General features: G+C 39.5%; 14 protein-coding genes. 12 read left to right on the plus strand and 2 right to left on the minus strand.

Features of this window, described 5'->3' with window-relative positions; all coding sequences use genetic code 11:
• Positions 1 to 55 precede the first annotated feature (55 nt).
• The 5 genes from truA (at position 56) to rlmF (ending at position 6,365) form a co-directional block, all read left to right on the plus strand.
• Positions 56 to 808: a tRNA pseudouridine(38-40) synthase TruA gene (truA, locus tag AC1DNH_RS15950; RefSeq protein WP_477584670.1), complete on the plus strand. Its 753-nt coding sequence runs from the start codon at positions 56 to 58 to the stop codon at positions 806 to 808.
• A gap of 88 nt (positions 809 to 896) precedes the next feature.
• Entirely contained in the window at positions 897 to 2,666 is a 1,770-nt protein-coding gene (locus AC1DNH_RS15955) for an ABC transporter ATP-binding protein (protein ID WP_477625512.1), read from the plus strand.
• A gap of 57 nt (positions 2,667 to 2,723) precedes the next feature.
• Positions 2,724 to 3,749: an isoaspartyl peptidase/L-asparaginase family protein gene (locus tag AC1DNH_RS15960; RefSeq protein WP_477585098.1), complete on the plus strand. Its 1,026-nt coding sequence runs from the start codon at positions 2,724 to 2,726 to the stop codon at positions 3,747 to 3,749.
• Between the two features lie 65 nt (positions 3,750 to 3,814).
• Positions 3,815 to 5,101 carry a C4-dicarboxylate transporter DctA gene (gene dctA / locus AC1DNH_RS15965; protein WP_477608021.1) on the plus strand — a complete coding sequence of 429 codons (1,287 nt, stop codon included), beginning with the start codon at positions 3,815 to 3,817 and terminating at the stop codon, positions 5,099 to 5,101.
• A 247-nt stretch (positions 5,102 to 5,348) separates the two neighbouring features.
• Positions 5,349 to 6,365: a 23S rRNA (adenine(1618)-N(6))-methyltransferase RlmF gene (rlmF, locus tag AC1DNH_RS15970; protein ID WP_477580195.1), complete on the plus strand. Its 1,017-nt coding sequence runs from the start codon at positions 5,349 to 5,351 to the stop codon at positions 6,363 to 6,365.
• Positions 6,366 to 6,567: 202 nt separating this feature from the next.
• Here the strand turns inward: rlmF and AC1DNH_RS15975 are convergent, their stop codons facing one another.
• Positions 6,568 to 7,257, minus strand: coding sequence for a VIT1/CCC1 transporter family protein (locus AC1DNH_RS15975; RefSeq protein WP_477580193.1), 690 nt, complete (start codon positions 7,255 to 7,257; stop codon positions 6,568 to 6,570).
• 130 nt (positions 7,258 to 7,387) lie between these two features.
• Positions 7,388 to 7,816 carry a cupin domain-containing protein gene (locus tag AC1DNH_RS15980; RefSeq protein ID WP_477580191.1) on the minus strand — a complete coding sequence of 143 codons (429 nt, stop codon included), beginning with the start codon at positions 7,814 to 7,816 and terminating at the stop codon, positions 7,388 to 7,390.
• Positions 7,817 to 8,378: 562 nt separating this feature from the next.
• Here AC1DNH_RS15980 and sucD point away from each other — a divergent pair.
• The 7 genes from sucD (at position 8,379) to AC1DNH_RS16015 (ending at position 15,614) form a co-directional block, all read left to right on the plus strand.
• Positions 8,379 to 9,251, plus strand: a complete 873-nt coding sequence (gene sucD, locus AC1DNH_RS15985; protein ID WP_029279034.1) for a succinate--CoA ligase subunit alpha — start codon at positions 8,379 to 8,381, stop codon at positions 9,249 to 9,251.
• A gap of 386 nt (positions 9,252 to 9,637) precedes the next feature.
• Positions 9,638 to 10,141 carry a methionine-R-sulfoxide reductase gene (locus tag AC1DNH_RS15990; RefSeq protein ID WP_215131388.1) on the plus strand — a complete coding sequence of 168 codons (504 nt, stop codon included), beginning with the start codon at positions 9,638 to 9,640 and terminating at the stop codon, positions 10,139 to 10,141.
• Between the two features lie 144 nt (positions 10,142 to 10,285).
• The gene (locus tag AC1DNH_RS15995; RefSeq protein WP_477580188.1) at positions 10,286 to 10,666 is read left to right on the plus strand and encodes a septal ring lytic transglycosylase RlpA family protein; all 381 of its coding nucleotides are present in this window, start codon (positions 10,286 to 10,288) and stop codon (positions 10,664 to 10,666) included.
• Between the two features lie 455 nt (positions 10,667 to 11,121).
• Positions 11,122 to 12,093 carry a ribonucleoside-diphosphate reductase small subunit gene (locus AC1DNH_RS16000; protein ID WP_477580186.1) on the plus strand — a complete coding sequence of 324 codons (972 nt, stop codon included), beginning with the start codon at positions 11,122 to 11,124 and terminating at the stop codon, positions 12,091 to 12,093.
• Between the two features lie 143 nt (positions 12,094 to 12,236).
• Complete coding sequence (locus AC1DNH_RS16005; protein WP_477580184.1) at positions 12,237 to 14,621, plus strand: ribonucleoside-diphosphate reductase subunit alpha; 2,385 nt, start codon at positions 12,237 to 12,239, stop codon at positions 14,619 to 14,621.
• 178 nt (positions 14,622 to 14,799) lie between these two features.
• A complete protein-coding gene (locus AC1DNH_RS16010; RefSeq protein ID WP_477580182.1) occupies positions 14,800 to 15,231 on the plus strand; it encodes a hypothetical protein in 432 nt (143 codons plus the stop codon).
• Positions 15,232 to 15,293: 62 nt separating this feature from the next.
• Positions 15,294 to 15,614: a cysteine-rich CWC family protein gene (locus AC1DNH_RS16015; protein ID WP_477580180.1), complete on the plus strand. Its 321-nt coding sequence runs from the start codon at positions 15,294 to 15,296 to the stop codon at positions 15,612 to 15,614.
• The last annotated feature ends 331 nt before the right edge of the window (positions 15,615 to 15,945 follow it).

Genomic DNA, 15,945 nt, shown 5'->3' on the forward strand with positions numbered 1-15,945 from the left:
TAAATGTAGAACGCTTTCCTTCTAAATAAAAGGAAAAAAGTATTTTTGCATCGCTTTGAGTAAAAAAAGGTACTTCATCCAATTGGCTTATGATGGCAGCTTATACCATGGCTGGCAAACACAACCTAATGCAATTACCGTTCAGGAATTGTTAGATAAGGCTATGTCTGTTTTTTTTAGACAGCCCATCGAAACGTTGGGCTGTGGAAGAACGGATGCAGGCGTGCATGCTACTGATTTTTATGCGCATTTTGATGTTGAAAGTGTAGAAGAGGCAAAGGTTTTAAGTGGGGTAACCGGTATTAATGCCATGCTGCCTTATCAAATTGCAGCAAAACGGATTATACCGGTACATGATGATGCCCATGCCCGCTTCGATGCCACTGCCCGTGCTTATAAATATTACCTTCACTTCGAAAAGAATCCTTTTAAACTTAACCGATCGTGGTTGGTTAAAGATAAACTGGATGTGGAAGCAATGAACGAGGCAGCGGCACTGTTATTAAACTATACCGATTTTTCGTGTTTTAGTAAATCAAACACGCAAACTTTTACCAATAACTGTAAAATAAGCAAAGCCGTTTTCGAGCGACAGGAAGATGGATTGGTTTTTACCATTCAGGCCGACCGTTTTCTACGCAACATGGTAAGAGCCATTATGGGTACTTTGGTACAGATCGGTAAAAAAGAAATAAATTTAACAGATTTTAAAGCAATAATAGAAAGTAAAAACCGCAGTAAGGCCGGGCAATCGGTGCCTGCCTGCGGTTTGTATTTAGTGAAGATAGAATACGATTATATAAAATGATTGAATGAGAGAGGGATTGAATGAGGGAATGAAAAAGTATCTATAACATTCAATAATTCGAAATTCTTTCATTCAAAACTAAAAAAAAATGGCAGTTACAGGCGACGTATACAACACCGGATTACTGAAACGTATTTTTCAATATGTAAAGCCTTACCGTGCCGTTTTTGTGTGGTCGGTTATTTTAACCATTCTGCTTGCGGCCATTTCTCCGGTCCGTCCGTTTTTAATTAAGTATACACTCGATCATTATATTTTAACCGGAAATTATTCTGGTCTGGTGAATATGACCATGTTGATGATCTTTATGTTGATCTTACAAACTTTGATTCAATATAACCACACGCTTTTAACCAATACATTAGGTCAATCGGTTATCCGCGATCTTCGGATCAATGTTTTTAACCACATTACAAAACTCCGCCTAAAATTCTTCGATAAAACGCCCATCGGACAATTAATTACCAGAACGGTTTCCGATTTGGAAACCATTGCCGATATCTTTTCGGAAGGTTTAATCTCGATGATAGGCGATAGTTTGCAGGTGGTAGTGATTGTGTGCGTCATGTTATATACCGATTGGCAATTGAGTTTAGTGGTGCTCTTGCCCATTCCATTGTTGATTATTGCTACCCGGAAATTTCAGAAAGCGATTAAAGTGGCTTTTCAGGAAATTAGAAATGAGGTTTCTAACCTGAATACTTTTTTGCAGGAACACATTACGGGTGTATCTATTGTGCAGTATTTTGCCAGGGAGAAACAGGAATACAGAAAATTCTACGCCATTAACAAGCGCTATCGTGATGCCAATATCCGTTCTAACTGGTATTATTCTATCTTTTTTCCGGTGGTGGAGTTAATCTCGGCCATGTCGTTGGGTTTGTTGGTGTGGTACGGCGCAAAAAGTATTCTTTCCAAACCGTTGGATGTAACGCCTGGAACCATCACACAGTTTATTATGTACCTGGGTATGGTATTTACACCGATCCGCCAGTTGGCCGATAAGTTTAATACGCTGCAGATGGGAATGGTAGGTGCCGAACGTGTTTTTAAAGTTTTAGATACTGATGAAACTACGCCAAATACGGGGAGACAAAAGCCAACCAAATTAGACGGAAATATTAAATTCGAAAAGGTTTGGTTTGCCTATAACGACGAAAACTATGTGCTGAAAGATCTTACATTCGAAGTGAAGGCTGGCGAAACTGTGGCCTTGGTGGGGGCAACGGGTGCTGGTAAATCTTCCACAATTAATATCCTGAACCGTTTTTATGAAGTAAAAAAGGGAGATATCACCGTAGATGGCATTCATATCGAAGATTTTGATCTGGATTACTTAAGGAGCAATATTGCTACTGTACTTCAGGATGTTTTCTTGTTTTCGGATACCATTTTAAACAACATTACACTAAATAACCCCCAAATTACCATCGAAGAAGTGGTGAATGCTGCCAAAAAAGTTGGTGCGCACGATTTTATCGAACGTTTACCGGGTGGCTATCAATATAATGTGATGGAAAGAGGTGCTACACTCTCAGCTGGTCAGGCCCAGTTGATTTCGTTTATCCGTGCCCTCGTGCATAATCCGGCTATTTTGGTTTTAGATGAGGCCACTTCATCAGTTGACACCGAAACAGAATTATTGATCCAGAAAGCCATTGATAACTTAATGGACGGTAGAACTTCGATTGTAATTGCCCACCGTTTATCCACCATTCAAAAGGCCGATCAGATTATTGTGCTCGATAAGGGTGAGATTAAAGAAAAAGGCACACATCAGCAGCTGTTAAGATTAAATGGCTACTATAAAAAGCTTTACGATCTGCAGTTCTCATCCAAAGGGATAGCTAAAGTTTAAACGCATTTATTCTCAAGGATTTTCTTAATTTAACGGCTTCTTAAACCCAATAGGAAGATGAAACGGTTAAAATTACTTGCCTTGTTCTTGTTTTCGGCTTTAGCCTTGCAGGTTTCTGCACAACAGAAAAAATATGTAATGGTGATTCACGGTGGTGCCGGCACCATTCTCAAAAAGAACATGAGTCCCGAAAAAGAGGCTGCCTATATCGCTGCCTTAACACAAGCATTAAATGCAGGTTATGCAGAAATTAAAGCAGGTAAATCGAGCCTCGATGCTGTTGAAGCAACCATTCACGTTTTAGAAAACGATCCACATTTTAATGCTGGCAAAGGTGCTGTTTTTACACATGATGGCAGAAATGAGCTCGACGCCGCAATAATGGATGGAAAAACCTTAATGGCGGGATCCGTTGCGGGGGTAACTACCATAAAAAATCCAATTTCTGCTGCCAGAGCCGTGATGGAAAAATCGGAGCATGTAATGATGGTTGGCGCAGGTGCCGATCAGTTTGCAAAAGAAGCTGGATTGGAAATCGTTGATCCTAAATATTTCTGGACTAAGGAACGTTGGGATGGCTTACAACAGGCCATTAAAGAAGATTCTACCAAAGCGGTTTTAGATCATGGAACTAAAAAATCGGAATTATTTGGAATTAAAAACCACGATTACAAATTTGGTACGGTGGGTTGTGTAGCTTTAGATAAGGCTGGAAACCTGGCAGCGGGAACTTCAACCGGTGGTATGACGAACAAAAAATACGGACGTGTGGGCGATGCACCAATTATAGGGGCAGGTACCTACTGCAATAATGAAACAGCAGGTATTTCCTGTACTGGTTGGGGCGAGTTTTATATCCGTAATGTGGTGGCAAAAACCATTTCCGATTTAATGGAATATAAGGGCTTATCTGTTGCAGAGGCATCGAAAATTGCGTTAGATAAAGTAGGTAAAATGGGTGGCAACGGTGGTTTAATTGCTTTAGATAAAAAAGGAAATATGACTATGCCCTTTAATACCGAGGGAATGTATAGAGGTGCAATTACTGCCGACGGGAAAATTGAGGTCAGTATTTATAAATAAAATTATTTTAAGCTTACGGTCTGTTCATTATTCAATAGCAAACCAAAACACCTAAAAAAATAAAGATGACATTTATAGAATTTGTAAAAAAAGTATTCTCCAATTTAACCTTTCAGGTTATCCTTGCCATCATAATAGGAATTAATGTTGGGATTTTCTTCCCCGGTTTTGCACCTACAGCTAAATTGATCAGTCAGGGTTTTATCAACCTGATTAGCATGTTAATTGCACCAATTATATTCTTTACTATTGTTTTAGGAATCGCACACATGGGCGATATGAAAAAAGTAGGCAGGGTAGGTGGTAAAGCATTGTTATATTTCGAAATTGTAAGTACGGTAGCTATTGCAATTGGTTTAGTGGTAGCCAATGTTTTAAAGCCAGGTGCCGGAATGATAACTAAGGCTAGCGATGCTACAAAAATTGTTGGTTATGCCGAGCAAGCTAAAGATATGAACTGGGCAGAGTTTTTTCTGCATATTATCCCGCATAATGTGATTGCCGCTTTTGCTGAGGGAAACATTTTACAGATTTTGCTGTTTGCCATTCTTTTTGGTTATGGTTTAAATAAATTAGGTGGAGAGGGAACAAGCGTATTAAATGCCTTCGATAAAATATCGAAAGTGCTCTTCAAAATTATGAAGGTGATAATGCGTTTAGCGCCAATTGGTGCTTTCGGCGGGATGGCTTTTAGCATCGGTACCCATGGTTTGGAAAGTTTAGTGGGCATGGCCAAACTGATGGGCTCAGTTTATTTAACCTGCATCCTGTTCATTTTTATTGTTTTAAACGGAATTTGCCGCTACTATAATTTTAGCTTGTGGGCCTACCTGAAGTATATCCGACAGGAAATTTTAATTGTACTGGGTACTTCTTCTTCCGAATCGGCACTGCCAAGCATGATGCAGAAAATGGAAGCTATTGGGTGCGATAAATCGGTTGTTGGTTTGGTTATCCCTACCGGCTATTCTTTTAATCTTGATGGAACTGCAATTTACCTGGCCATGGCCGTTATATTTCTTTGTCAGGTTTTTCATGTCGATTTATCCTTAGGTCAGCAGATTACAGTTTTAGGTGTGCTCATGGTTACTTCTAAAGGTGCAGCTGGGGTAACAGGGAGTGGTTTTATCGTTTTGGTATCAACCTTAACCGCTTTGAAAATTATGCCGATAGAACATATCTCCATATTAATTGGTGTAGACCGTTTTATGAGCGAAGCAAGGGCTATAACCAATGTAATCGGAAACGGCGTGGCCACCATCGTAATTGCTAAAAGTGAAAACCAGTTTGATGAAGCAAAGTATCAGAAAGCTATTCAGCCTGCAATGATAGAAAAAGCAGAGGAGGTGTAGTTTAGAGCTATCCTCTCGAAGCATCACCCTGTCCCGATTCATCGGGATCAGGGTCTTAATAGCAGGAAAGATGCTGACCACGGAGTAGCTACAAGGCAGTTGAAAATACTGTCTCTACTTGTAAAATAAATTCAGCATGACGAACGCTCCGAAACCCCTTCTACCCTCAGCCTTCACACCTTCAACCTTTTTATGTACCTTTGTGCTAGAAACATGCACACAGCTTGTTTAATTAATCCACAGCACATTGGCTCAAGAAGAACAAAATAACCGCAAGGAAAAAAGCGAGTTACACCCACGCAACAAACACCGTTCGCGTTACAATTTCAAACAACTTATTGCAACCTCAAAAGAATTAAAGCGTTTCGTTTTTAAAAACGAACACAATGATGATTCTATCGATTTTGCAGATCAAAGCGCCGTTAAAGCACTTAATAGGGCATTGTTGAAATATTTTTATAACATTTCACAGTGGGACATTCCTCAGGATTTTCTTTGTCCGCCTATTCCGGGCCGGGCCGATTATATTCACTATGTTGCCGATCTATTAGGGTCAAGCAATAAAGGTAAAAACCCTAAAGGAGCTAATATTAATGTATTGGATATTGGTGTAGGTGCAAACTGTATTTACCCCATCATTGGTCACCAGGAATATGGCTGGAGTTTCGTAGGTTCTGAGATCGATCCACTTTCGGTCGATTCGGCTAAGCGCATTATCGAAGCGAATAAACCCCTACAAGGGGCAGTAGAAATCCGTCAGCAATCTTCAAAAATGGGTATTTTTAGAGGTATTGTTGGTGGCAAAGAGCGTTTCGATGCCGTGGTTTGTAACCCACCGTTTCATGCTTCTTTAAAAGAAGCCGAGCAAGGTACCCGTCAGAAATGGCGTAACCTGGGCGGAAATGAAAAGGAAGTAAAACACGTATTAAACTTTGGCGGTAACAAGGCCGAGCTTTGGTGCCCGGGTGGTGAGCGTGCTTTTGTAGAACAGATGATTATCCAGAGTGAGCAGATCAAAAATCAGGTTTTATGGTTTACCTCATTGGTATCAAAAAGTGCCAACTTAAAAAGTATCTATAGTGCATTGGTTAAAGCAAATGCTTTTGAGGTAACCACCGTTCAAATGAGCCAGGGGCAAAAAATAAGCCGTTTCGTAGCATGGACCTTCCATGACGAAGCTGCACAGGCCGAATGGGTAAAAGCCTGGAAAACTGAACCAAAACCTAAAGCAGATAGTCCTAAAGCTGAAGCTAAAAGTCTTTAGGATAAATTTTATATAGTATACTTTGTCTGTTCGTCACCCTGAATTTATTTCAGGGTCTATTTTGATTAGAATAGCTTTTAAAAGATTCTGAAATAAATTCAGAATGACGAATTACAAGAGATTAAGTAAAGCAAAGCCGTCCTGATTTTATATCAGAACGGCTTTTTTGCATAAGTGGATTATGAATCCTTATGTGGTTTAATTAACTGGTCTTTGCCTCGAAAATATACCCAGCCAGAGCAGTTACTACCATGGCAACCGTGCCCCAGAAACAAATCCGTAATATCCCTTTAATCATACTAGATCCCCCTGCCTTCGCTGCAATTGCGCCCGATAAAGCTAAGAATACAATAGCAAAACCATATTGATAAAACACCATCGATTTTATTGGGGCAAGAAAAGCAACTAAAAAAGGTAAAATACCGCCGCTGATAAAGGAGGCGCCAGATGCAAAAGCAGCTTGAAGCGGCTTGGGCTGTGTAATTTCGTTAATACCCAGTTCATCTCTGGCATGTGTGCCTAAGGCATCTTTCTCGGTTAATTTTATGGCTACCTGCATGGCCAGATCTTCATCAAGCCCTTGTATAACATATATCTTAGCGAGCTCTTTCAGCTCCAATTCGGGCATGGTTTCGAGTTCTATTTTCTCGCGTGCAAGATCTGCTTTTTCAATATCGGACTGAGAACTTACTGAAACATATTCTCCTGCTGCCATAGATAATGCCCCTGCAACCAAACCGGCCAGTGCCGCTAATACAATCGGACTTCTGGTATCGCTCGCTGCGGCAATACCAATAACCAAACTGGCTGTAGAAATAATGCCGTCGTTGGTACCAAGTACAGCAGCCCTTAGCCAGCCCGTTCTATTGGTATAATGTTTTTCCAGTTCCATTTTTGGTTATCTGTTCTCTAGTTGTAATGTTCAAGGTCCCCCTTTGAAGGGGGCAGGGGGATGAAAAATAGCGCTATCCTTCCCTTATCCCTTCCGAAGGGGGAGGGAAGTGGCTTAGGTTCGAATATCATCATTTCTTCTCGTAAACAATCATAATAGTCAAATCATTACCGGCATTTGGGGCAATACCATGCGAGCTACCTGGGCGGGTTAAAATGGCATCACCAGGTTTAACCGCAAAAGTTTTTCCATTCATCTGCATGGTTCCGTTTCCGCTGAGTACGTAATAAATCTCATCTTCTTTTTGCAAATGGTATCCGATAGAGGAACCCGGTTTTAAAGTTCTTTTTCGGAATGCTGTTTTAAGATTTTTGGCATCACTAAAAAAGTTAAAGCCGATGGTTTTACCCCCGCCGTTATGCGTACCAGGTTCCTCTTTGGCTACTTCAATATCGTTTTGGAGGATGTATTTGCTGGTATCGGTACTTTGTGCGCTGGCCTTAACTGAAATAAAGGTTGAAACAAAAATGGTTACGATTGGGATTAGCTTCTTGATCATATACGTTTTATAATTGGCTTAAGTTTTGTCTGGGTTTTTAGACTTTCCGCTTTGGTCTTTAGTCTTTCCGCTCAAAAGGTAAATTTAAGCGTTTTGCCTGGATGTTGCCACAAGCACCAGCACTTTGTTACTAAACCCGATCGCAGTGGTCCCGACTTTACGTCGGGAAAGAACGAAGAGCGGGAGTGTAGCCCTCCAAAAGAACTGGACCGCTCATTTTCTAATCCTAAGCCTTAATGTTTTTGCTTTGAAAACGAATGTGCAGTAGTTCTTGGCCTTTTAAGTCCTGCCATCCGCTTTACCTCTCTACGTTCGGTGTTCGCTATTGTCAGGTTTATAATCGAAAGGCTTGCTCCTGATGTAGCGCCAAAAAACTTTTACCTTTCATGCCTAAACCCCATAAAGGCAGTCTCAACTTTACTTCTGAATAAAGTCTATGACGGGCTACAGGTGCCATAAACCATTTCCTTACATTTTCCTGAAAAAACGGACTAAATAATATGGTTTTAGATTTGAATTCCAGTTCAATAATATTAGCTTTGCACAAAAAAAATATTGATACATGAGCGTTTTAGTAAATAAAGATTCTAAGGTTATCGTTCAGGGTTTTACCGGAAACGAAGGAACTTACCACGCTGAGCAGATGCTGGCCTATGGTACAAACGTAGTTGGTGGTGTAACGCCTGGCAAAGGTGGGCAATTGCATTTAGATAAGCCTGTTTTTAATACTGTTAAAGATGCCGTTGATAAAACGGGTGCAAATGTATCTATCATTTTCGTGCCACCAGCTTTTGCTGCTGATGCAATTATGGAAGCTGCCGAAGGCGGTATTAAAGTTATTGTTTGTATTACTGAAGGTATCCCAACTAAGGATATGATTCAGGTTAAAGAATATATTGCTGATCGCGATGTTACGCTTATCGGCCCTAACTGCCCGGGTGTAATTACTGCTGATGAAGCTAAAATCGGTATCATGCCAGGTTTTATCTTCAAAAAAGGTCATGTAGGTGTGGTTTCTAAATCAGGAACTTTAACTTACGAAGCGGTAGATCAGGTTGTTAAAGCTGGTTTAGGTATTACAACGGCTATCGGTATCGGTGGTGACCCAATTATTGGAACACCTACTGTAGAAGCAGTTAAATTATTAATGAACGATCCTGAAACTCACGGTATCATCATGATTGGTGAAATTGGTGGTGGAATGGAAGCAGAAGCTGCCCGCTGGATCAAAGAACACGGTACTAAACCTGTTGTTGGTTTCATCGCTGGTCAAACTGCGCCTCCGGGACGTAGAATGGGCCACGCTGGTGCTATTGTGGGTGGTGCTGATGATACTGCAGCTGCTAAAATGAAAATCATGCGCGAGTGTGGTATCCGTGTAGTAGAAAGTCCTGCTGAAATCGGTGCTGCAATGGCAGAAGAATTAGCAAAATAAAATTTAAAAATCTCTTTATAGAAAAGCGTTTCGATTAATTTCGAGGCGCTTTTTGTGTTAGGCACTATTTTTAACCGCAAAGGATGCAATTTATGTTTAACCACTAAGTCGCAAAGAACACAAAGTTGGGGTGTTACGGCCATCTTTCTTCTTATGGCGTTATTCCCGCGCAGGCGGGAATCTTAATGCTTAAGGTTAAAACCACTACCCCTTGTTTGGGGTTGCATCATAAAGACGATTTCAGCTCAGGATGACAATCTATATTTATGATACATCCTCTGTGCAGAAAAGGGAAATAACCCACCAACTTTGTCAGGGTGAGGTAAACACTAATACAAACCGCTAAACCTGCAAACCAAAACAGAATCTATAGCGTATATTGAAGTATGAAAACGATGTTAAATAAACTATTTTTGGTTTCTGCTGTTGTTTTAATAACAGGTATTTCTGCTTGTGCCCAAAAGCAAGATAAGAAAGCCGTAAAACAATCGAAGGAAACAGAACAAATCATACCAAAAAAGAAAATGAACTGGAATCCATTAACACCCGAAGAAGAAAGAGTAATTGTAAATAAAGGTACAGAATACCCTGGTACAGGTAAATATGAACATACAACAGATAAAGGAACTTATACCTGTAAGCGTTGTAATGCGGCCTTATACCGTTCGGAAAGTAAGTTCGATGCACACTGCGGCTGGCCTGCTTTCGATGACGAAATTAAAGGCGCTGTAAAGCGTATTCCTGATGCTGATGGCTCGCGCACAGAAATTGTTTGCGCCAATTGTGGCGCACATTTAGGTCACGTATTTTTGGGCGAAGGATTTACCAATAAAGACACCCGTCATTGCGTAAATTCGATCTCAATGAATTTCGTGCCAGATCAAAAATAAGGTGGATGTAGAAGGGTTAGGTAGGGGCGTACAGCGATAAGTTGTACGCCTTTTTTAATGCATAAAATAAGGCTGTTTTTCCACAAATTATTGATTATAAACTAAATGCTTATATTTGCAGGCTCGATAAAGAAAATTTAGCCTATGAAGTATCTGCTGTTATTAAGTTTTTGTTTCCTGTTTTTACAAGGTAAAGCACAAGATTCCGATTCATCAAATGAACCGGATAGTATCAAAAAAACAGTTCTCGCCACTTATTATCACAGAAAATTCGAAGGCCGCCGCACCACCAGTGGCGCCAAATACCGGGCAAAAAAGCTAACAGCTGCCCATCGTACATTGCCATTCGGCACCCTGGTTACAGTAACCAATCCAGACAACGGAAAATCGGTAGTTGTGAAGGTAAATGACCGTGGTCCTTTCTCTAAAAGATTAGCTATAGATCTGTCTGAACGTGCTGCAAAACAGATCGGTATCTTCCGTAAAGGCATAGCTAAAGTAAGCCTCAGTTATACAGTTGAGTAATACTCCTTTTAGCTCTATTTAGTGCCGATTATACCCCTCAAATTTAAGTTATTAACACTCGTTTTGGTTTGCTAAGCCCTTGAAAAGAAACGATTAGCTTTTTTTTCGCTTGAAAATGATATTCGACTGATCGTTTTTCCCCAGCAATTGAGCAGGGTGTTAACAACTTTGGTTCACAAAAAAGGGCCACCGTATATATATTTGTTATAACAAAGTTCTTTAACTTCTTGCGCTTGAAAACAAATATAAAAGCTTAGTTTTTAGTAATTTATACGTACATCACCTGATTGCAATTTTAAATTTTCCCTAACTAAAAACTCAGTTGTTTGTCAGGCAATAGGGTTAGCACTTTCACAACAGCGTTTTGATAAAAGACATTACAATCATCATATAAAATTGATGGATGCGTGCCTTTGTCGGCTCTGTTAAAAAAATAGAATTAAAAACATCAGCGTATGGAACAGGAATTATTACTACAAGAAAACAAAGATAGATTTGTGCTTTTGCCGATTAAGTATCCGGCAATCTGGGAAATGTATAAAAAGACCGAAGCTAGTTTTTGGACTGCAGAAGAGATTGATCTTTCTGACGACCAGAAACACTGGGACAATTTAAACGATGGCGAAAGACATTTCATTTCGCACATCCTTGCTTTCTTTTCTGCTAGTGATGGTATTGTGAACGAAAATCTTGCGGTAAACTTCATGAGTGAGGTTCAATTGCCAGAAGCACGTTGTTTTTATGGTTTCCAGATTATGATGGAAAATATCCATGCAGAAACCTACGCCCTGTTAATCGATACTTATATTAAGGATCCAGAAGAAAAAGACCGTTTGTTCCATGCCATTGATACCGTACCTGCGGTGAAAAGAAAAGCAGAATGGGCTTTACGCTGGATTGAAAACGGAACTTTTGCCGAGCGTTTAGTGGCATTTGCTGCGGTTGAAGGTATTTTCTTCAGCGGAAGTTTCTGTTCTATTTTCTGGTTAAAGAAACGTGGTTTAATGCCGGGACTAACTTTCAGTAACGAGCTGATCTCGAGAGACGAGGGTTCACATTGCGAATTTGCTTGTTTACTTTACAGCATGTTGAGCAATAAATTGAGCGAAGAAGCGGTTCATGGCATTATTCGTGATGCTGTAGAAATTGAAAAGGAATTTATTACTGATGCATTACCAGTTGCGCTAATTGGTATGAATGCAAAATTAATGAGTCAGTATATCGAATTTGTAGCCGACAGGTGGTTACAGGAGCTGGGTTACAAAAAAATCTACAATGCAACCAATCCATTCGATTTTATGGAAATGATTTCATTGCAGGGTAAAACCAACTTCTTCGAGAAACGTGTTGGCGATTATCAGAAAAGTGGTGTATTAACCTCTGCTGATAATAATAAACAGGCGTTTTCTTTAGATGAAGACTTTTAAAGTAGAAGGCAAAAGGTTTTAATCTCGCTACTTGTTACCTGCTACTCGATACTAATAAATAAATAACAAAAAATACAAAGTGATGATTAGGTCTTGATACTTGATACTCACGACTTAATAATAAAACTTAAATCTCATAAAATATGTTCGTACTAAAAAGAGATGGCCGCAAAGAAGCGGTGCAATTTGACAAAATCACAGCCCGCATTCAAAAGTTGTGCTATAGTTTAAATTCAGATCTGGTAGATCCAATCGATGTAGCCAAAAAGGTTATCGAAGGTTTATACGATGGTGTAACAACATCTGAGTTGGATAACCTTGCTGCAGAAACTGCTGCCTCGTTAACAACAAAACACCCTGATTACGCTTTGTTGGCATCGCGTATTGCGGTTTCCAACCTACATAAAAACACCACTAAATCATTCTCGGGTACGATGAAAATGTTGTACGAATATTTCGACCCGAAAGCGCAGAAAGCGGCTCCGCTTATCGCTGATGATGTTTATGAGATTATAGAAAAAAACAAAGATATTTTAGATAGTTCTATCATTTACGACCGCGATTTCGGTTTCGATTATTTCGGTTTTAAAACGTTGGAAAAATCTTACCTTTTAAAAGTTAACGGTCAGATTGTAGAGCGCCCTCAACATTTGTTTATGCGTGTTTCTGTTGGTATCCACAAAGAAGATATCGATAGCGCAATCAAAACCTATAACTTAATGAGCGAGCGTTGGTTTACACATGCTACACCAACTTTGTTTAACGCAGCTACACCAAAACCTCAAATGTCGTCATGTTTCTTGTTAACCATGCAGGATGATAGCATCGAAGGTATTTACGATACTTTAAAACAAACAGCTAAAATTTCGCAAAGTGCAGGTGGCATTGGTTTAAGTATCCACAACATCCGTGCAACAGGATCATATATTGGTGGTACAAACGGTACAAGTAACGGTATTATTCCAATGTTACGTGTATTTAACGATACTGCACGTTACGTAGATCAGGGTGGAGGTAAACGTAAAGGTGCCTTTGCTATTTATTTAGAACCTTGGCATGCAGATGTTTTCGAATTCTTAGATCTTCGTAAAAACCACGGTAAAGAAGAAATGCGTGCGCGCGATTTGTTTTATGCCCTTTGGATTAACGATTTGTTTATGCAACGTGTTAAAGATAATGGCGATTGGACATTATTCTGCCCGCACGAAGCACCAGGTTTGGCAGATTGTTTCGGTAAGGAATTCGAAGAATTATACGCTAAATATGAAGTAGAAGGTCGTGGCCGTAAAACCATTAAAGCACAAGAACTTTGGTTTGCTATCTTAGATTCGCAAATTGAAACCGGTACGCCTTACATGTTGTTTAAAGATGCAGCGAACAGCAAATCTAACCAACAGAATTTAGGTACCATTAAGAGCTCTAACTTGTGTACCGAAATTATCGAGTACACCTCTAAAGATGAAGTTGCGGTTTGTAACTTAGCATCGTTGGCATTGCCTCGTTTCGTAATCAACGGTGCTTTCGATCACCAAAAATTATACGATGTAACTTATCAGGCTACTTTAAACCTGAACAAAATCATCGATCATAACTATTATCCAGTACCAGAAGCCGAAAACTCAAACATGCGCCATCGTCCCGTTGGTTTAGGTGTACAAGGTTTGGCTGATGCCTTTATCTTATTGCGTTTACCTTTCGAAAGTGATGAGGCTAAACGTTTAAATAAAGATATTTTCGAGACGATCTATTTCGCTTCGATGACCGCTTCGCACGATTTGGCTGTGAAAAATGGTCCTTACCAAACATTTAAAGGTTCTCCATTATCAAAAGGTAAATTCCAGTTCGATTTATGGAATGTTACACCAGATAGTGGCCGTTGGGACTGGAATGCATTGCGCAAAAAAGTAGTTAAAGATGGTGTGTACAACTCATTATTGGTTGCACCAATGCCAACAGCATCTACTTCTCAAATTTTAGGTAACAACGAATGTTTCGAACCATATACTTCTAACATTTACACCCGCCGTGTATTAAGTGGAGAGTTTGTAGTGGTAAACAAACATTTATTGAAAGATTTAGTAGCGTTAGGTTTATGGAACAACGATATGAAAAACCAGATCATATTGGCTAACGGTTCTGTTCAGGCAATTGATTCGATTCCAGATTACATTAAAGAATTGTACAAAACGGTTTGGGAGATTAAAATGCGTAACATCATCGATATGGCTGCCGATCGTGGTGCTTATATCTGCCAATCGCAATCGTTAAACTTGTTTATCAATGCACCAAATACTTCAAAATTAACTTCAATGCACTTCTACGCATGGGAGAAAGGTTTAAAAACCGGTATGTATTACTTGCGTACACAAGCAGCTTCTCAAGCCGTTAAATTTACAGTAGAGAACCAAGGTGGTAAAGCCATTGAAGCGGTTATTCCAGCTGAAATGACACAAGATCAGGTTGCAGAAGAAATCGTTGACGGACCAGTTTGTTCAATGGAAGAAGGCTGTATCAGCTGCTCAGGCTAGTAAACTCGTCATGCTGAATTTGTTTCAGCATCTATCAAGCAGATCCTGAAACAAGTTCAGGATGACGAATCTAATAATATCGTAAGGTTTTGGGCAAACGCTCAAAACCTTTTTTACGATATGGTGCACATTGTTAATGGCTGTAATTTTTAGCCAAAATTTTTCTATTATTATCCATATGAATAAGAAACGATTTGTAACATTGATTTTGATTTCTGCCATTCTGCTTTTCTCGAATTGTAAAAAAGATGAAACAGAAGAGAAGGGCCCTTTAGATTATCTCACTAAGCGAACTTGGAAAAGAGCCACAGTGGATAAAAGCCCTGGTTCGAATCCACTACTTAATATATATATCTTACCCATAGATTGTGAAAAGGATGATGTTTACTCTTTTAGTGTTGATGGTGTAATAAAAATTGATAATGGTACTGAAAAGTGCGATGCTACAGAAAGTAAAATAGATACAAGCTCTTATAGTATCGCTAAAGCAGAAATTACGATTAAAGGAGTGAAGTATATCCTTACAGAAGTTTCGCCTCAACAAATAAAATATGTTAATGTAGTTTCTTCTCAGACTGGCTATTATTATACTGTAATGTTATTGCAGTAGGGATTCCAAGTTTTAAGCAATGTTAGTGTAAGGTTTTGGGCAAACGCTCAAAACCTTATTTTTTGTTTATACTTTTGTGTTGGTTCAGTAGTTCATTAGCCATTGGTTCATTAGTTTCTAAAGCACCATACACCAGTGAACTAATGACCATTGAACAAATGAACAATACCTTAAAACATAGCGCCAAACACGAAATCATTCCTTGCGAGCGATGTAATGGTGCCATTGAATGCAAGGCAAATTCTTATACCAAATGCCAGTGCAGTGTAGTGCAGTTAAGCATTAATGAAGTGCAATATATCTCCGAATTGTACGATGGCTGCCTCTGCGCCAAATGTTTATTTGAGTTACAGCAAGAATATCGTGTAGAAATAGGCGTATAAAATTTTGTGATTTTTGTTGCCAGCTTCCATGGTCTGTGGCTCGCAGACCGAATCTGTTAACCGTTTGTAAAGCACAGGTCATCATAATATTAAGAAAAATCATTTGAAAAGCAGGTTCCTGTTCTTTTGGTTTGGTTCCTGTCCCGCTTTCCCTTCTGCCGATTGAAGGAATCGGCATTCGTACAATCGGGTTTAGTTAATCCGGGTATTGTGCTTTTCTGAAAATTCTTTATTTCTGTTCATCTCTATTTGGTTCTAACCTGAGTTCGATAATTATTAGGTGAAAATCATATCTTATACACGCCTAATCCAGCTTTATCGTCCTGCTGAA

Source organism: Pedobacter sp. 01N310 (genome assembly GCF_056399805.1).